Annotated in this window: 13 protein-coding genes and 1 pseudogene; 8 read left to right on the top strand and 6 right to left on the bottom strand. The window is 69.0% G+C overall.

Translation table 11 applies throughout. The features are described from left to right. Positions 1–109 precede the first annotated feature (109 nt). From ACIQAK_RS22260 to ACIQAK_RS22250, 3 genes are all read right to left on the bottom strand, one after another. Entirely contained in the window at positions 110–442 is a 333-nt protein-coding gene (locus tag ACIQAK_RS22260; protein ID WP_366390637.1) for an SDR family NAD(P)-dependent oxidoreductase, read from the bottom strand. Between the two features lie 48 nt (positions 443–490). Further along, positions 491–1,027 (bottom strand): isochorismatase family cysteine hydrolase, encoded by a 537-nt coding sequence (locus ACIQAK_RS22255; protein WP_366390636.1) that lies wholly within the window; start codon positions 1,025–1,027, stop codon positions 491–493. A 341-nt stretch (positions 1,028–1,368) separates the two neighbouring features. Next, a complete protein-coding gene (locus tag ACIQAK_RS22250; RefSeq protein ID WP_366390749.1) occupies positions 1,369–2,901 on the bottom strand; it encodes an FAD-dependent oxidoreductase in 1,533 nt (510 codons plus the stop codon). 1,360 nt (positions 2,902–4,261) lie between these two features. Here ACIQAK_RS22250 and ACIQAK_RS22245 point away from each other — a divergent pair. The 5 genes from ACIQAK_RS22245 (at position 4,262) to ACIQAK_RS22225 (ending at position 9,710) form a co-directional block, all read left to right on the top strand. Next, entirely contained in the window at positions 4,262–4,939 is a 678-nt protein-coding gene (locus ACIQAK_RS22245; protein ID WP_366390635.1) for a HemK2/MTQ2 family protein methyltransferase, read from the top strand. Next, positions 4,923–5,174, top strand: coding sequence for a CDGSH iron-sulfur domain-containing protein (locus tag ACIQAK_RS22240; protein WP_366390634.1), 252 nt, complete (start codon positions 4,923–4,925; stop codon positions 5,172–5,174). Before ACIQAK_RS22245 ends, ACIQAK_RS22240 begins: the two co-directional genes overlap by 17 nt. Positions 5,175–5,672: 498 nt before the next feature. Further along, positions 5,673–7,952: a catalase gene (locus ACIQAK_RS22235; RefSeq protein ID WP_366390633.1), complete on the top strand. Its 2,280-nt coding sequence runs from the start codon at positions 5,673–5,675 to the stop codon at positions 7,950–7,952. Between the two features lie 85 nt (positions 7,953–8,037). Beyond that, complete coding sequence (locus ACIQAK_RS22230) at positions 8,038–9,306, top strand: peptide ligase PGM1-related protein (protein ID WP_366390632.1); 1,269 nt, start codon at positions 8,038–8,040, stop codon at positions 9,304–9,306. 26 nt (positions 9,307–9,332) lie between these two features. Next, a complete protein-coding gene (locus tag ACIQAK_RS22225; protein ID WP_366390631.1) occupies positions 9,333–9,710 on the top strand; it encodes a hypothetical protein in 378 nt (125 codons plus the stop codon). A 1,008-nt stretch (positions 9,711–10,718) separates the two neighbouring features. Here ACIQAK_RS22225 and ACIQAK_RS22220 read toward each other — a convergent pair. Together ACIQAK_RS22220 and ACIQAK_RS22215 are read right to left on the bottom strand one after the other, a co-directional pair. Next, entirely contained in the window at positions 10,719–10,919 is a 201-nt protein-coding gene (locus ACIQAK_RS22220) for a hypothetical protein (RefSeq protein ID WP_366390630.1), read from the bottom strand. A 307-nt stretch (positions 10,920–11,226) separates the two neighbouring features. Then, complete coding sequence (locus ACIQAK_RS22215) at positions 11,227–11,772, bottom strand: DUF1360 domain-containing protein (RefSeq protein WP_366390629.1); 546 nt, start codon at positions 11,770–11,772, stop codon at positions 11,227–11,229. Between the two features lie 1,876 nt (positions 11,773–13,648). On the opposite strand from ACIQAK_RS22215, the gene ACIQAK_RS22210 reads away from it, so the two are divergent. Beyond that, complete coding sequence (locus ACIQAK_RS22210) at positions 13,649–14,485, top strand: MBL fold metallo-hydrolase (RefSeq protein ID WP_366390628.1); 837 nt, start codon at positions 13,649–13,651, stop codon at positions 14,483–14,485. Positions 14,486–14,526: 41 nt separating this feature from the next. Here ACIQAK_RS22210 and ACIQAK_RS22205 read toward each other — a convergent pair. Next, positions 14,527–14,927 (bottom strand): annotated as a pseudogene (locus ACIQAK_RS22205) (metallophosphoesterase family protein); the annotation flags it as partial. 507 nt (positions 14,928–15,434) lie between these two features. On the opposite strand from ACIQAK_RS22205, the gene ACIQAK_RS22200 reads away from it, so the two are divergent. Both ACIQAK_RS22200 and ACIQAK_RS22195 read left to right on the top strand, forming a co-directional pair. Continuing rightward, positions 15,435–16,994 (top strand): alpha/beta hydrolase, encoded by a 1,560-nt coding sequence (locus ACIQAK_RS22200; RefSeq protein WP_366390627.1) that lies wholly within the window; start codon positions 15,435–15,437, stop codon positions 16,992–16,994. Then, positions 16,991–18,208 (top strand): serine hydrolase domain-containing protein, encoded by a 1,218-nt coding sequence (locus ACIQAK_RS22195; RefSeq protein ID WP_366390626.1) that lies wholly within the window; start codon positions 16,991–16,993, stop codon positions 18,206–18,208. The genes ACIQAK_RS22200 and ACIQAK_RS22195 overlap by 4 nt, the downstream gene beginning before the upstream one ends. Positions 18,209–18,303: the final 95 nt, after the last annotated feature.

Genomic DNA, 18,303 nt, shown 5'->3' with positions numbered 1-18,303 from the left:
GCCCCGAGAGGCGCGAGTGAGGCGATTTGTAGATAATGGCCGTGAGTGTCGAGCAGTTGCGGCATAGATGACCGTGCCGTCACTGCGCCGTTGATCAGGTTGATCTCAATCACACGTCACCAACTAGCCGGATCCGAGTTGAGGAATGGGCCAGCTTCGGCCACTCCCGCGTTGGCCATGACGATCGAAATCGGCCCATAAGCCGGGGCACTTCCTTAGCGACGCGAGCCATCGCGGGGGCATGGGTGAGGTCCGCACCCCAGCACCGCGAAGTCGTCGGTAGTTCGGTCGCCACCTCGACGAGGGCGTTCTCCTTCAGGCCGAGCAGAGCTACGTCGACGCCACGGGCAGCCAGTTCCTTGGCGGTGAATTCGCCGAGCCCGGGTGCGGCACCCGTCACGACGACCGTGCGACCGCTCTGTAGCCGCTTCTGATTGGTCATGTGCTCCGACAGCGTGTATGCAGTACGGGTGGTCGACGTGTCGCTGCCTTAAAGCTTGATGGAATCAGCTGGGGTGATCGTCGCCTGCATATTGCGCTCCATCATGCGCAGTGCCGCCTCGGCGAGGTCGCGGTGGATATGGGCGACGGCCTCCTTGGGAATGGTTACGTGCACATGGCGGATGTGTGCATCAAGAGCGGAGTAGAGGATGGACTGTTCGGTGACCTGGCCGCAGAGAATCACCCGGTCCACGTTGATTTGCGACAGCAGGTAGCTGAGTGGGGTTTCGAAAAATATCGAGTGTCTCGCCTTGACCACAAATAGCGAATTCTTATCCGGCCGTACCGGACTGACCAGCTCGGACTCAGGCCCGGCCAGTGCGGCATGGAGGATCTCTCCGTGATGGGATCGCCATTTACCGAAGTTGTCGTTGACATAAATGACTGGGACACCCTGGGTGCGCGCTCGTTCCAAGAGCCGGACAATATGCGGTAGCGCCTGGCGTACGGAAGGAATCAGAAGTTCCGCATCCGCGTGCTCATATGTGTTGATCATGTCGATCAGGATCAGAGCATTTCTTCCCATGACGCCATGATCCCACCTTCACCCGCGTGCGCGCGTCCCCAAAGGGCATAGGGAGCCGCGTACACTGGCGGATGACTACACCGGCGACAGCGGGGCCAGGTGCCGGCATTCCTTCTCAAGTGCCTCTCTCTCATCGTTTCTCGTCTTCTACGTGGGTCCGCCGACCTGGACCACCAACGATTTTCGTAGTGGACGCGCTGAGGGCGTACCACGCGCGAAACCTGGTGCTGTTCACACCGCTCGGCCGCAGGAAAGAGCGGGGGCTGATCCCGATTTCCGGGCAATCTCGGGCTGCGCTGTCTGCGCCGCGGACAGCGTGGCCATGTCCGGTCGGACGACCGTCAGATCTCCCGAGGAGACAGCGGGCGCAGGGCCGGTCCGTGAAGGACCTCTCCGTCAATGCCAAACCGGGAACCGTGGCAAGGGCACTCCCACGCCGTTTCCGCTTCGTTGAAGGAAACCAGGCACCCGAGATGCGTACAGCGCGCCGACACGGCGTGGGCGGTACCGTCCTCGTCGCGATAGACGGCACAGCGGCGGCCCTCGACCCGGACGACGGCGCCCGATCCCGGGGCGATCTCGGCGACCGAATCCACATGAGTGGTCTTCACCCTGTCGCCCACGAAGTGCCGAGCCACCTCCACCTGCTGCTTGAGCAGGGCCGGTGCCTCCCGGAGGGTGCTCCACAGACGGCGTGGGTCATACAGCCCGGCCCACTCGGGTTGTGCGCCGGTGACCAGCGACGCCAGCAGCTGTCCTGCCATGGCGCCCGTGCTCATGCCCCAGCCACCGAATCCGGTGGCCACATACACATGCCGGGCACCCGGGTGGAAGGGGCCGACCAGCGGCACACCGTCGCTCACATCGTTGTCCTGAGCGGCCCATCGGTAAGCCGTCTCGCCTACCGGGAAGTGGTCGTGCATCCATCGGTCCAGTCGCAGGAATCGCCCGTGGCTGTCACCGGTGCCGGGGGTGAAGCTCTCACCGGTGACGATGAGCAGTCGTCGGCTGTCGTCGAAAGGCGCGGTACGGACGGAGCGCTTACCCATGTCGTCGGTGACGTACATGTGCTCCGGTGCCTGGTCGGCGGGAATGGGTGCGGCCACCACCAGTTCCCGGCGTGGTGACAAGCGGGCGAAATGGAGTGCTCGGTCGAAGACCGGGTAGTGCGTGGCGACGACGACATCCTTCGCGGTGATCGTCACGCCCCCCTCGGTGGTCACCTTGCACGGACTGCCCTCGTTCAGGCCGGTCACGCGAGTCCGTTCGTGGATGACGCCGCCTCGTGCGGTGATGTCGTCTGCCAAGGCCAGAAGGTACTTGCGCGGGTGAAACTGTGCCTGGTGGGCGACCTTGACGGCTGCGCGGACAGGGAACGGCAGGTCCGCCTCCGTCACGAAGTGAGCGTCGAGGCCCGCTTCGGCGGCTGCGTGGGCCTCCGCTTCGAAGGTGGCCCGCTGCCGCGGATCGGTGGTGAACGTCAGGGCCGAGGACCGCTCGACTTCGCAGTCGACGCCGAGTTCCTCCGCGACCGATACAACGCGTTCCACCGCCGCTTGCTGGGACTGGGCGTAATGGCGTGCGCCTTCACCCCCGCGCGTTCGGTTCAGCCGTTCATAGATCAGCGAGTGCGCCGCTGTGAGCTTCGCCGTCGTGTAGCCCGATACGCCGGCGGCGATACGGTCCGCCTCCAGCACGACCACGCTCCGCCCGGCCCTGGCCAGCTCCCAAGCGGTGCTCAGGCCGGCCATTCCCGCGCCGATCACCACGACGTCTGCCGCCGCGTCCGTGTCCGGGCTGGGCTTGTCGGTGCCCGGGGTCGTCGCCATCCAGTAGGACTCGGCCGTGCCGGGCAGTTCATCGTGTGAGGTCATGCAACTAGGTGTTCCCCCAACAGTACGAAGGAGACGGGGCGAGGTGACTCTTCCCCTGAGCGGCCCTGTCTCCAGACCAGACCTGTACACCCGGACGGGTGATGAGAAGCGAGGAGACGCAGAGGGGCGCCGCGGGCGCGGGCAGGAACCCGGGTCCACCGGCACCACCAGGGCCCGAGGGCGACCGGGTGACACGGCTCGATGACCCCCGTCCCTGCGGGGCTCCAAGAAGTCGCCCTGCCGGCCAGGCTCCTGGGAACCCAGACCGCCGTCGTGGCGATGCGGGGCGAGCGCACGGACCCACCGCATCGAACCGCCTACGACCTGGCCAAACTGCTTCTCACCCCGTGGCCTCGGCTCCGCCGGAGGCCGGTTGGCCGCGACACCGGCGGGCCAAGACGGTCCACACCGAAGCGTTCTCCCGCTTCGACGGCCGCGCCCCCGCCCAGGAGCGCGGGGAGGGGGAGGGCCCTCGGCGGGTGCTCCCGCGCACCTCTTCAGCCACGGGCCGGTGACTGGGCCACGCTCCTCGAACAGGCCCACGTCCATGGCCGAGAACGTCGGCCCCCGTGGGTGCCCGGTGACGGCGCCGCCCGTGCCGCCCACGCCCTGGCCGACACACCGAGAGGCACCAGTGCCTGGGACGTCCTTGGGAACACCAGGCAGTTTCCCGGGCGTCCTGCACCCAGCCCGCGCGTCATCGAACCGATGAGGAGGGCGAGATCGTCGTGGACGACTGGCGGCACGCGCTTCTACAGGGGCCCGGCCGGATTACGCCGACCACGGGAGGGATGGGCCGGGGCTTTCGGGACAGACGGAGGAAGCCCGGCCGGCTCCGGCAGCACGCAACGCACCAGGACTGGTCGGTACCCGGCGATAGCTGTGTGAGTCGGTTTCGACGATCCACGAGAAAGGCGGGCTGAGGACGGTGCTTTCCTTACTGCTCTGCCTACGTCAGGACTGCGCTGCACGTGCAGTGCGGCGGCGGCCGGCCAATCCTTGCCCGTCGAGAGGCTACTCGTGGGCGGGCGGACGATGGCCGTTCGGGTCGGGGGCCGCGAGTTGCGGACCCAACCCGACGTACACCGGTGAAACCGTCTTCACGGGCGCTGTCAACCCGACCTCTGAGCACGGGAGTGCGCTGGGCATCGGATCGGCGCGCTCGAACGGCCGCATTCTGTCGCAGCCGACCGTGCTTTCCCCGTCGACGGGCCGTCTGCTTGGTCTGCGTCTGCGCCGCAGCGCAGACGCAGACCTGCGGAATACGTTCCGTAATCGTTTGAATGGCGGTCCTCTTATCAGCGATACATCCTGGATGGGCGGCGGACAGTCGTCGCCACCGAGAGGGCGAGAAGCAGAGATGGCGGAGAGACTTCGCAGCAGGCCGCGGCGGATGCTTACGCTCCCGGGCGTTTATGCCCCGCAGCATGACACGCACCTCCTGATGCGCGCTGTCGGCCGAGAACTCGCCGATCCTGGTAAGCGTGTGCTGGAACTCGGCACAGGCAGTGGAGCCTTGGCGGTCCACGCGGCCCGGCTGGGCGCTCGGGTCACCGCTGTGGACATCTCTCGCAGGGCGGTGTTGTGCGCCAAATTGAACGCCGCCCTCCACCGCCAGCGCGTCAGTGTCCGCCATCGCGATCTGTCCACCTTCGGCAGGGGCGGATTCGACCTGGTGATCAGTAATCCGCCCTATGTGCCGGCTCCGGTTGCCTTGCCGCCTGTGCGCGGGAAGGCTCGTGCGTGGGACGGCGGCCTGGATGGCCGTGCGGTCGTCGACCAGGTCTGCGTGACCGCCGCAACCGTTCTGGGGCCGGGCGGAACGTTGCTCATGGTGCACTCGGCAATGTGCGGCGTCGATGTCACGATCGACGCTCTCTACGGCCTGGGTCTCGACGCGCAGGTCATCGACCGCGAGCTCGTCCCCTTCGGCCCAGTGCTGCGCTCCCGTCTGTTGTGGTTGCGTGACCAGGGATTGATGGACGACGAGCAGCAGGACAAGGAAGAACTGGTGGTCTTCCGTGCGCGACAACGCTGACGTTCGCCGCCTCCGTCTCGAACGCAGCGGGCCGCTGCTGGTGGAGGGTCCCGTTACTGTCACCGGGGACGACGGGACCACTGCAACGGCTCAGCGATTCATGGTGGCGGTGTGGACGTGTCGTCGCAGTCGCTCTTATCCCTGGTGCGACACTGGCCATCGCCGCCGCACGGCCTTGTCCGCCGCTACTTCGAGGGACGCGACCACTGATGCGATTCCGGGTGGGACGATATGAATGTCATTGCCCACCGTGAAGCACGTGACACCATCCCAGTGCTACCGGTCCCAAGGGGTGTCGTATCCGACGCGGTCATCTCCACGTCACGCGATCGCCAAGCACCTTGGGTGAGCCCTCAAGCGGTTGCCCGAACGGAGCCGTACAGCGACGGGGGATCGAAGGCGTCGGCGACGCCCGTGCATGGGTTGCGGACCTGTTGCGCATGCGCGGAGCAGCGGAGTGCCGCTTCCTGCGAGCACCGCGGGCGGATGTGCCACAGCGGGCGAACACCCATGACGCCTTGGGCTCGGCGCATATCCCTGGCGACGACTGCACAGCACCCTGCCAGACCCTGGAACCGGAAGAGACAGGGGTAAGCGGGAGCTCTGATACTTCACCCGCTGTCCCAGCGCGTACCTCGTCGGGGTCCGCTCCGGATGCGCCACCTCAGCTATCTCCTCACCACCTGTGCCACGATCGATGACAAACGACACTCTCCGCAACGATGGGAACTCCATGAGTGAGAAGAAGAACCCCGTGAAGGCCGCCGCCGAAAAGGTGGTCGAGAAGGTCCAGGACGCCGTTGGGCCCGCGAACGAGATCCCCGGTGCGCCTGCGCCGGTGCCGCCGACGGTGGACGAGCCCACCGAGCCGACCGGTCCGCTGCCGCCCAAGCCCGACCAGCGGGGCCCGGACACGTACAGCCCGACCGGCCAGGAGACCGGAGTCCCCCAGAAGAAGGTGGCGCAGGGCGGGGACCGCCTGACGACCGCGCAGGGCGCCCGGCTGTACGACACCGACCACTCGTTGAAGGCGGGTCCGCGTGGGCCGGTCCTGCTGCAGGACCACCACCTGCGGGAGAAGATCACCCACTTCGACCACGAGCGTATCCCGGAGAGGGTCGTGCACGCCCGGGGCGCAGCCGCGCACGGGGTCTTCCAGGGCTACGGCACTGCCGCGCAGATCTGCAAGTCAGCGTTCCTGGCCAAGGACGTCGAGACACCGGTGTTCGTCCGCTTCTCGACCGTTCTCGGTTCGCGGGGCTCGGCCGACACGGTGCGCGACACCCGGGGGTTCGCCACGAAGTTCTACACCGACGAAGGGGTCTTCGACCTGGTCGGCAACAACATCCCGGTGTTCTTCATCCAGGACGCGATCAAGTTCCCCGACGTCATCCACGCCGGCAAGCCGCACCCGGACCGGGAGATCCCGCAGGCGCAGAGCGCCCACGATACGTTCTGGGACTTCGTCACCCTGCACACCGAGGCGACCCACCACACCCTGTGGAACATGTCCGACCGCGGCATTCCGCGTTCCTACCGGATGATGGAGGGCTTCGGCGTCCACACCTTCCGCCTCGTCAACGCGGAGGGCGCCACGACGCTGGTGAAGTTCCACTGGAAGCCCAAGCTCGGCGTGCACTCCCTGGTGTGGGAGGAAGCGCAGATCACCGCCGGAGTCGACCCGGACTTCCACCGCCGGGACCTCGCCGACGCGATCGAAGCGGGCGCCTTCCCCCAGTGGGAGCTGGGGGTACAGACCTTCCCGGACACCGAGGACCAGACGTTCGAAGGCATCGACCTGCTGGACCCGACGAAGATCGTGCCCGAGGAACTGGCCCCGGTCCAGCCGATCGGTCTGCTCACCCTGAACGCCAACCCGTCGAACTACTTCGCCGAGACCGAACAGGTCGCCTTCCACCTCGGCCACCTGGTTCCCGGCATCGACGTCACCGACGACCCGCTGCTCCAGGGCCGCCTCTTCTCCTATCTCGACACCCAGATCAGCCGGCTCGGCGGCCCCAACTTCGGGCAGCTGCCGATCAACCGCACCCACGCTCCGGTCAACGACATGCTGCGCGACGGCATGCACCAGACCGCGGTCCACCGGGGTGTGGCCCCCTACCGGCCCAACTCCCTCGACGGCGGCTGCCCGTTCCTCGCGGGGGAGGACACCGGTGCCTACATCGAGGTGCCCGCCGAAGTACCCGCGGCCCGCAAGGTCCGCGACGCGCCTGCGTCCTTCGACGACCACTTCAGCCAGCCCCGGCTGTTCTGGCTGAGCATGACCCCTACCGAGCGCGAGCACATCGTCGCTGCGTACACCTTCGAGCTCGGCAAATGCTACGAGCAGGCGATCAAGGAACGTGCCCTGCTCGTCCTGGCGAACATCGACAGCGTGCTGTGCGAACAGGTGGCCGCCGGCCTCGGCCTGCCCGTCCCGCAGGCAACCGTGCCTCTGGGCGAGCCGGTGCCGAGCCCGGCCCTGTCGCAACTGGGCGACAGGTGGCCGGCGGACGGCCGGATCATCGGCATCGTCACCGCCGGCGACCAGGATCTGGGCGGCGTTCGGTCGGTCCGCCAAGCGGTGCTGGACGCCGGAATGGTTCCGTTGGTCATCGCTCCGACCGGTGGGAAACTCGACCAGGACGGCGAACCCGTCACCGTCCAGCGCACCTTCACCACCGCACGATCCGTCGAGTTCGACGCCATCCTGCTCGCCGGGGCACCGGCCCCCGGCCTCGACGCGAGCGGTGCCCGCGACGCCAAGGTCGATGACGACGCGGTGGTGACCGCCGGGGTCGACCCGCGGGTCCTGCTGTTGATCACCGAGGCATACCGGCACGGCAAGGCCATCGGCGCCTGGGCCGATGGTCTCGACGCCCTGGAGACCGCCGGCATCGCCCCCGACGCTCCCGGTGTGGTCACCGCCACCGAGCCGACCTCGGTCCTGGAGGGCCTCACCGGAATGCTGGCTCACCACCGAGCCTGGGACCGGTTCACCCCGGCTGTCTGATCCCCGCCCCGTCGGCTCCCGGCACCTTGCCCGGGGGCCGACGGGCCGAAGGGCCGTGACCACGTGACGCGGAAGGCGAAGAACCATGATCGGCGAGCACGAAGGTCCGGGCACTCTCGTCATCCTGGCCAACTTCGTCTCCCCGCTGGCAGTCGACCTCGCCGAGGAATCTGTCCTGCGCCAGTGGGCGGAGCAGGCTCCCCGCAAGCTGTGGCTCACCCGCCCCGGCGACGTGCTGATCACCCCGGTCCCTCTCAGCGCGCCCTTCCGAAGCTACGTCTTTCACCGGCTCGGCGTGCCGGAGAACTCGGTGGACGTCGTCACCGTGCCCGACACACCGCACCTGCCGATGGCCCAGGCGCTGGCCGCACACAACCTGTTGGAGCCTGTGCGCACCCTCATCGGCGAGCGCCCGACCGCGCGGCTGCTCCCCACCGCGCTGGACGAAGCCTCCGCCGCCCTGGCCGCGGATCTCCGCATCCCCGTCGTCCCCTACGAAACGGGCGTCCCGAACCCCCACACCCTGCGGGCGGTCGCCGCCATGAACACGAAGACAGGGTTCCGTACGGCCGCACAAGCCCTCGGTCTGCGCCTGCCGCACGGCCAGGCCTGCACGGGTGCGGAACTCGGTCAGGTGACCATTGCGCTGCTGGCCTCCCACCCACGGGTGGTCCTCAAGCCGGACCGCTCCGCCGGCGGCCACGGCCTGCACTTCGTCAGCCGCGGCGACCAGCCGCCACAGTCACCGCCGCACCCTCAGAGCCGTTGGGTGGTGGAGGGATACGTGGAACACACCCGCGCCATCAGTGCCCAGGGGCACGCCACGGCTACCCGGGTAGAGGTGGCATACGACGGCGAGATGCGCATGAGCAGCGGCTCGTTCGCCGGATACTGCTCGCCCCTGAAGGACCTGACCCCGGGAGCGCGCGCGGAGCTGACCGACTGGACCCTCACGCTGGGCGGTCATCTGGCCGCCGAAGGCTACCGCGGGCCGTTCAGCCTCGATCTGGTGTGCACGCAGGACGGCACGCTGTACGCCCTGGAGTGCAACGTACGACGCACCGCGACCACCACAGCCCACGCCATGGTGAGCCGCCTGGCCGGCGCAGACCGGCCCGTCTGGTCCACCGGCACGGCCACCACCCTCGCGCCCGTCTCCTTCGACGAGGCGGTCGGGCACCTGACCGAAGCAGGGCTGGACTTCCAGCCCGGCGACTCCGAGGGCGTCCTCCTCTATGCCGACCGTCCCCTCGACGGGCGGGGCTGGCGGTACACGGCCCTGGCCCCCACTCACACCCGGCTCACCGAACTCGAAGTCCGACTCGCCGCAGCTTTCGGGCACGAGGGGATCTAGCGCGGCCGTTCGGAGAACTCCAGGGCGTGGTCGACGAGTTCGGCTGTGGCGCCGGGCAGTTCGCCCTGCTCGCGCGGGAAGCGTCACCACCCCGGTCCTGCACACCGGGTCCGCTGCTCGGAGCCGTCCAAACCGGACGGCACGGTCTGCTGGAGAAGGGCGTGGCGCAGAGCGGTCCGGTCGTCGAAGGGGTGCGAGCCACTGCCGGAGGTCTGTCGCTGGTCCGCGCCGCGCCCGGTGATCATGACGACGTCGCCGGGGCGGGCGGTGGACACGGCCAGGAGGAGCGCGCGCCGTCGGTCCGGCTGGACGGGGAGACGACCTGCCGCTGCGACGACGACCTGCCGCTGCGCCGGGCACCGGCCGCGACAGCATCACGCAGCACGGCGGGGTGCTCGCTGTAGGCACTTCCATCGGTGACGATCACGACGCACAACCACGTGCGGGTTCACGCCACCAGTGGCCAGGGCCACGAGAGCGGCCACCGCGTTATCGGCCTTTCGGGCGCCGAGCAGCCGCAACCGCACCTCCCGGTCGACACCCGGCCCGCAGGGGCCGAAGCAGGTACCGCCGGCATCTGCCGAGCTGCGGCGGGCGCTCCGATCGGCCGCTCCGGACCCGTGGTGAACGTGCTGAGGGGACAGCGGGTCTCGGCAACCAGACGGCGGCCACGAGGGTCACCGATGTTGACGACGGCGTGTTCGCGCAGATGCGCGGTGCTCGTCTTCCCGTTGATCCCCGTGACCTCGTACACGGGCAGAGCACGGCAGGGGGCGCCGTACAGCCGGGCGCTAAGGATGCCAAGGACCCGGCGGGGACCCTCGACGACCAGGGAGGGCCGCCCCTGGGGTCCGATCGGTCACTGAGCAGCGCGACAGCGCCGGCGTCGGCTGCCCGCCCAGCGAAAGTCGGCCCGTGCCGGAGCCGTCCGGGCAACCCGGCGACCAGGTCCCAGGGGGCGACATCGGCGCTGGCGAGCGTGGCCCCGTGCACCCGAACCCGCTCGTATCCCGGCCGGAAGATCAGCCGCGCCTGCGGGGCCACACCGCGCAGAACATGCAGGAGATCGCCCAGGCACATAGAGATCACGACGGGGTCTTCCTGGAAAGCACTGACCACCGTCCACCTCCACGATTCCAGGCCCTGCCTCTGGAGATGCGCGCCGCTGGGCGCATGAGAACATCTCGCTGCCACAGCTTGCGCAGGGCGAGGCCCCTACCAGAATTACTCGAACGGCTGCTGTTCGTCTTCCTCTCGACGCAGGACGGCCGCCGCCGGGGCACGGATCTGTCATGCCCTGTAGCTCAGTGCCCAATCGACGGAGCCGAGTGATCTGACCTTATGCTTCAGGACTCCGTCGAGAGCTGGGGGTGGACGGAAGATCCCAGCGTTGGCGTCCAGCTGCCGATGATCTATCCATCGGGCCTGTCAGCTGTGCCTTCATCATCCAGGGGTTCCTCGTCACGAATGCCCATGATGCGATAGCGGCGACCCTGCACCCAAATATAGCCCTCGATTCGGTGTTCCTCGAGACGCAGATGAAGATCCATGTCGGGTTGGTCGGTCAACTTGTGCAGCTTGCGGCGCGTGTCCTGTTCCAACTCTTCGTCCATAGGGCATTTCCTCAGCAGAGCCGCTCACGGATGGTGCAGGTATGAGTAGCCCGATAGTTCTGCCCCAAACCGGATGGGATTCGGCGGTCCCCGCTCCTCGGACTCCTCCGCCCTGACGAGCGGACATCAGGAGCAGGGGCCGGGACGACCTCGCGCCGATCTGCAGACCGTTCGGCGCGAGCGTCACGGGGTAGAGCTCTCTGCTGTCAGCAGCGCAATTCCCAGCGCCGACATCAGCAAGCTTTCCTGGGTTGACTGGACCGGCCCGCCCCTCGCGGAGGGCTGTACGAGGTCACTGTCTCAAGGCTCAGCCGCTGTTCTTCTGTACGAGGCAGTCGTAACCCAACTGCATGGTGTCAGCCACCGCCAAGGCGGTAATGCCTCCTGTGACGATGCGTGTAGCTCGGGGCCACAGCAGGTGAGCACCGGTGAAGGTGGTGGTCAACCAGACGCTGAGGCAGAACGGACAGGTGGCGAGCTCACCTACGGTCGACCTGACGCGGCCCCCGCGAGGACTTTCCTTCACTTCGGCGGGGCCCGCCGACTCCTCGTATCGCGTGAACGGCGCCCGGAGCGGGCTCGTGACGGAACCCTTGCTGAGCAGTCGACCGAGTCGGAACACTGCGGCTGCTGTCAACAGGAGATCCAACGGTTGGTGACGGTCCGGTAGTTCAGTCTTTCGCACGCCTACGACGGCGCCCCAGGCGGCGGTGTACGCACCGAAAGCGGCCAGGGCACCAAGATGCCCGGCGAGGGAATGTTCCCCCGGCGGCGAGTAGGCCCTGTTCACTCGCCGAAAGGCTTCCCCCGCCCTCGGTAGGAAGGTGCCCTTCTTGCCTACGTTCTGATCCATGACGGAAACCTCCGGTATGACGCGGGATGTGAAATCGGTTTCGCTTCGAACAAAGAGCAGCCCTCCCCGTCGAGGTGTACCTTCGTCCTCTCTCTGAAAAAGAGGGCGTCCGGTCATGCCTCGGCGTGCCTGTCAACGACCAGTTGAGAACGGTCCAGCGTCCCCAAACAGGAAGAGCCTTTACGTCACGGACGCTTGCGCTGCGATTCTGGCGCGTCCCCTTCGAGAACAGCGGGCCGCTCATTCATATGGCGGCTCGGCCAGGACGCTCATTCGGTCTTCGGCCTGTCGAATGCCGGCACGCCCGTCGTTGATTCACTGCCGGTCGGGTCCCACGGCGAGGCAGCTCTGTGTCGCGTGTCATCGTAGCGTGATAATTTCGCTCATGGGTCGGCGTGCCCATACCCAAATTCTGCCGACCAACCGAACCGCCGACATTTTCCCGTCCAGGCCGACGAATCTCAGGGAATTTGCAGAGCAGTGAGAACTCGTGCTCATGAAATGTGGAGCACTTTTCGACCGCGACTTGCCGACGTCTACGAAGTTTCGTCGTCACCGTCGGGTTCCCGCTCCCCTTCGGCTTGGGAGGGGGTAGTACGTTCGGGCTTTGCAGGCCGGTGCTCCGTGGCCCGCCTGGCTTCGTCGTCCGGGCGCTCACCTTCGGCCTGGGACGGTGTGTTGCCCTGCATGGGTTGGCTCTTTTCCTTGTCGTGGGTGGGCGCTCAGGCATCGCCGCACGCGCCTAAGAGAGGAGTGCCCGTTCTGGGCCGTGGTAGACCCTCGCTCGACGATCGTGCTGCCGCATGGGCCAACGTGCGATCTGCACCCGGGGACATGGGCGATGGGGAGGCAAGTAGCGATCCGACCCGCGCACGGGGCACGGCGCCTGTCGGGCGCCGGGGAAACGGACCACGGAGTGAGGCCCCGCCTTCGCACGCAGGCACGCCCATGCGCGCCGTCACGAACGTCGCCGCCATGGCCAGGACCATCAAGGCGGCCGAGGCGACGGTCCCGAGACGGCCCTGTCTATCCCGGCCTCGAATCGGCCACGGCGAACACGGCCGGCGGCCCAGTCGCCGCACGGATGGATCATCCTGAGACCGCATGTTGGGGTCCAGCCAGGCGGTGGGGCGTGCCCTCCGGCCCGGAAAGCGGCGTACGCGGCGACACGCAGGGTGCGCATGCGGTCCGGGGAGCGGAGGCCGGGGAGAAAATTGCGGTAGCGGTTGAACGTCGCCCCTTCCTGGGCCGGCGCGGCGGGATCCTCGTTCAGCGGGATGAGCTGGGCCAAGGGTCGCCAGGCCGCGCCCGTCCCGAGACAGAGTCTGAAGGCGAGGGGCCGCACTGCGGCGGCGGCCCCCACCGCCACCGGGTCGCTGGGGCAGGTGGTGCCACCAGCGGCCGCGGCCGCTGGTGGTCAGAGGCAGGTCCAGAGGGCGGCGCGGTCCGTCGGCATCCGCCACCCGAAGCGCCAGTCCCGCCGCGTCCGGCATGGGCCGTGGGAGCCCGGCGGCGCGGGACCAGCGCGCCATCACCGCGTATGAACCGGGGGCGTCCAGCCATGACACCATTCAGCGGGTCGCTCGCGCGGGCATGTGAAGGCGGTCGGCAGGATCGCTCCGTTGGGGTGCAGGGCCGGCCGACTGCCCCGCCGACGGGCTGCGGTGGGGGCCATCCGGGATGCGAGACGGTCGGGACGGTTCATCCAGCTGTCCGTTCCTGGTGTCGACGGCGATGCGGGCGGCCCCCGTCCCGTGGCAGCGGGTGCCCGTTTCCACGCGTTTCTCGTGGTCCGGCGCCGACCCGGTGTGTGGAGCGCCGGAAACGGGCTACCCCAGAGGTCTACCGAAGGACGCCGCACGAGAAGGGCACCATCATGTCTTCGACGGATACGCCGGTGCAGGTCCAGTTCGTCGGCAACGCGACCCTGCTGCTGCGGTACGGGCCGCTGACCCTGCTCACCGACCCGAACTTCCTCCACCGCGGGCAGCACGCCCACCTGGGATACGGACTGCTGACGAAGCGGCTGAAGGAACCGGCTCTCACAGTAGACGAGCTCCCCGGCCTCGACGCCGTGGTCCTGTCCCATCTGCATGGTGACCACTGGGACCGGGTGGCCCGCAAGAACCTGGACCGCGCCCTGCCCGTCCTAACGACCCCGCAGGCGGCGCGGGTCCTGCGGACCCTCCAGGGCTTCAGCCGTGCCACGGGGCTGCGGGACTGGGAGCACCGCTCCCTCGTCAAGGACGGCCACCGGATGCGCCTGACGGCGATGCCCGGCCGTCACGCCCTCGGTCCCCTGCGCGGCCTGCTGCCGCGTGTCATGGGAAGCATGCTCGAGTTCGGCCCCGCGGGCGGACCGGTGCGGCTGCGGGTCTACATCTCCGGCGACACGCTCCTCTTCGACGGAGTGGACGAGATCGCCCGGCGCTACCCGGACACCGACATGGCAGTCCTGCATCTGGGCGGCACCCGGTTGCCGGGCGGCCTCGTGGTCACCATGGACGGACGGCAGGGGACGGAACTCGTCCGGCGACTGGGCCCCCGGCATGCGCTCCCCGTGCACTACGACGACTACAGCGTGATGAAGTCTCCGCTGAGCGCATTCCTGGACGCGATGGACCGGCGCGGCCTCGGGGGGCGGATCGTGCACTGCGACCGCGGCCAGGTGGCGACGCTCATACCCGGCGACCTGCAGGTCCACGTGGGCTGATCCGCCCCACTGCCCGCTGACCGCTGCTCCACGGCAGGCGGTCAGCGCCTGGGCAGGCGGTGCAGGACGACCTCGCCGAGCACTCCGTCCGCCACCGTGCACGTCATGTACGTGCAGTACGACTGCCGTCTGCGGTCCGTCGGCGAGCCGGGGTGCAGCAGGCGTAGCCGCCCAGCGCCTCGGTGTCCCAGCGGATGTGGCTGTGGCCGAAGACCAGGACGTCCAGGTCCGGGTGGAGCGCGGCGCAGCGTACCTCCCGTCCGCGGGCCGCCCCCGTCTCGTGGACGGCACCGAACCACAGGCCCCCCAGTTGGACGCGGGCCACCTCCGGCAGCCGGGCACGCAGTTCCGGGCCGTCGTTGTTGCCGTACACCCCGGCCAGACGTCGCGCGCCCCCCTCCAACAGGTCCAGAGTGGCCACGTCGACCCAGTCCCCGGCATGAAAGTGGTCCAGGCCGGCGTCCGGGCGTCGCGCCCGGCCGTCCTCGGACCCACCTTGCCGCTCCGCACGAGGCGCTCGGCGCTCCCCATCGTTCTCCGACTGGCACTGGTCGACACCGTGGCGTTGTGGCTGTTGGCGAACGCCCTTCGGTTGTACTCGACGTAGGGCGGCACGGCGGGGCCGGGGATGTGCGCTGGAGGTCGGCCTTGTCGCTCTGCGGCATGGGCGGCTCACCTTTGCTCGCGCGGAGAGCACAGGCCGGCTTCGTTCACGAGCAGTGGTTCCGGCTCAACTTCTGTGACGTCAGCAGTCACGCCGGTTCAGGACCGGAGGCGCGGAGTTACCCGCCCGTTATCTGGCGGTGAGGGCGGCCGATGGGCCGGGGCGATGACTGAGGGACGTGACGGGGGATTTCCCCCGGTCACGTCGACCGGGTGGCCCGATGTTCCCAGGTCACGCGAGCCTCTAGCGTCATACGGGTACCTCTCACTCGATCCGAGGAGCACGATGCGCGTCATTCGTCTGGTCACGGCGGGGCTCGGCCTGACTTGTTTACTCGCGGGCGGCATGCCCGCGTCCGCCTCATCCGCCCCGCCCCGTGCGTCCGCCGAGCCGGCGGGCCACCCCGTCGTCTGGGGGCCTTGTTCGGCGCAGCAGACGGAGCTGCGCGCCGCCGGCGCACGCTGCACGAAGGTGACCGTCCCCCTCGACTATGCCGATCCCGGCGGCCCGACGATCGAGATCGCCGTCTCGCGGATCGCGGCGACGGGCGCGCACGGGAAGCGCCGGGGCATCCTGCTGTCCAATCCGGGCGGCCCCGGCGGCCCGGGCCTGGCCAACACGCTCTATCTGCGGCCCGCGTTGAAGGACGCGGCCGACCGTTACGACCTGATCGGCTTCGACCCGCGCTTCCTCGGCGAGTCCACGCCCGTCGCCTGCGCACCCGCCGCCCCGGCACCCCTTCCCGGTCCCACCACGACCCGCCGTGCGGAGTTCGACCGGGCGGTGCGCGACGCCCGGGACACCGCGCGCCGCTGCCAGGAGCACGGCGACAACGCCCGGCTCCTGCCCCACGCCACGTCCCGGAACGTCGCCCGTGACATGGACGCGATCCGCGCCGCGCTGGGCGAGCGCAGACTCTCGTACTACGGCGTTTCGTACGGCGCCGACCTGGGCGCCGTCTACACCCAGATGTTCCCCCGCCGCTCCGACCGGATCGTCCTCGACTCGTCGACTGATCCCGCCGCCACCCAGTACCAGCTCTTCCAGCGGGCGGGTCCGCCCCTTGAGGAGGCACTGGACGCCTGGGCCGGATGGGCCGCCCGGCACGACGGGACGTACCAACTCGGCAGCACGCCCGCCCGCGTCCGCGCACGGGTCCAGGAGTTGCTCGACGGGGCGGAACTGCGGCCGGTCGTGGTCTCCGGCGTCCGGCTCACGGCACCGGTGCTGCGGCTGGTACTGAGGCAGTTCATCCAGCACGAGGAGCACGATCCGGCGCTCGCCTCCACGGTGCGCGACCTGGTCGACGCCGCCGCGGGCCGGCCGGTCGAGCCCGGTCCGGCGCTCGCCTCCATGCTGGAACTACTTTCCTCCCCCGAACTGGCGGACAGCATGCTGGGCGGGGCGGTCTACATGTGCGGGGACAGCGGCTGGCCCGCCGGAGGCTGGCCGAAGGACCCGGAGACGTACTGGCGGAACATGGAAAGCAGCCGCGTGAGCCAGCCGGTGTTCGGTCCGCTCGTGAACGGCATGACCGCGCCATGCGCGTTCTGGACGAGCACCTCCCGCGAGCCCGCCCCGGTGATCGGCAACCGCGTGCCCGCGCTGATGCTCCAGGCCCGACGCGACAACAACGTCCCGTACGAGGGGGCCCTGGCCCTGCACCGCCGTCTGACCGGTTCACGGCTGTTGACGGCGGACATCCGGGCCCACGGGGTGTTCGGGCGCGGGCTGGATGGCCTCACGCCCGTCCCCTGTGCCGACCGGGCCGTCGTCGACTACCTGCGTACCGGCACACTTCCCGCCGCCGACGTGACCTGCCGCCGGACCGAGGTGGTCCGGTGATCAGCCGACGCGGAAGTCTGGCGACCGCGGCCGCGGCCGTGCTCACCGGGGTGTCCGCCACCACCGCGACCGCCGCTGCCCCTTCCCGAGCCACGGGGCCGCACGAGGATGCCGGATCACGCGCACACCTCCAGCACGATGTGGACGCGATCCTGGCCACCGGCGCCACCGGTGTACTGGCCGAGGTACAGACCGCCGGCGGCCGGACGACAGCCCGGGCGGGCCGCACCGACCTGTCCGCCCCGTCGCGTCCGGTCCCCTGGGACGCGTACTACCGACTGGGCAGCGACACCAAGACGTACACGGCCGTGCTCCTCCTCCAACTGGCCGGAGAGGGGCGGCTCGCGCTCACCGACACCGTCGAGCGGTGGCTGCCCGGTGCGGTGCGGGGTGCGGGAAACGACGGCCGCAGGATCACGGTCGCCAATCTGCTGCGGCATACCAGCGGGCTGAACGACTATCTCGCCGTCTCACCCGACGCGGCCGACGCCTTCACCCCGGCCGGGTACCGCCGCTCGCGCTTCCGGTACACGGCCCCCGAGGACCAATTGAAGGCCGCCGTGGCCCACCCCCCGCTCTGGCTGCCGAACGTCGGACATCCCGAGCAAGAACGGCGCTTCGGCTACTCCAACACCGACTACGTGGTGGCCGGCCTGATCGTCGAACAGGTCACGGGCCATTCCTGGGCGCAGGAGATCCACGACCGGATCATCGAGCCACTGGGCCTGCGCCACACCCTCACACCGGGCACCTCGCCGTACGTACCGGCGCCCACCGCCCGTGCGTACACCTGGTTCCCGGACGTCGCCCGGCCGACCGACACGACGCTGGCGGCCGGCGGCGGGGCGGACGGCTCGCTCATCAGCACCACCCACGACCACGGAGTCTTCCTGCGCGCGCTGATGAGCGGACGCTTGCTGGGCCCGGCCCAGCTCGCCGCGATGAAGGAGACCGTGGCGGCCGACGACTGGATCGCGGTCCCTGGGGTCCGCTACGGCCTGGGTATCGCCTGGCGGCCGGTACCCGGGAGCCGTGACGGGATCTGGTTCCACGGCGGTACCCACCTGGGGACCGTCTCCGAGAGCGGGGTGACGCCGGACGGTGCACGGGCCGCGACCAGTGCGACCTTCAGCCTGCGCATGGGCGCCCCTGCCCAGGACGCCCAGGACGCCGCCGGACGGCGTCTGATCGACCGGGCGCTGACGGGCCGGTGAGCCGCGCAGGGCTCCTGGCGGCTGAGGAACGCCGGGACACGTGCCCGATGTTCCGATGACTCCGGCCTCCGATCATCCCCACCCCGGGTACATGG

The organism is Streptomyces sp. NPDC088706 (genome assembly GCF_044752765.1).
In the GTDB taxonomy this organism is placed as follows: domain Bacteria; phylum Actinomycetota; class Actinomycetes; order Streptomycetales; family Streptomycetaceae; genus Streptomyces.
The sequence above is the reverse complement of the archived record's forward strand: the minus strand, read 5'-3'. Positions and strand labels throughout refer to the sequence as shown.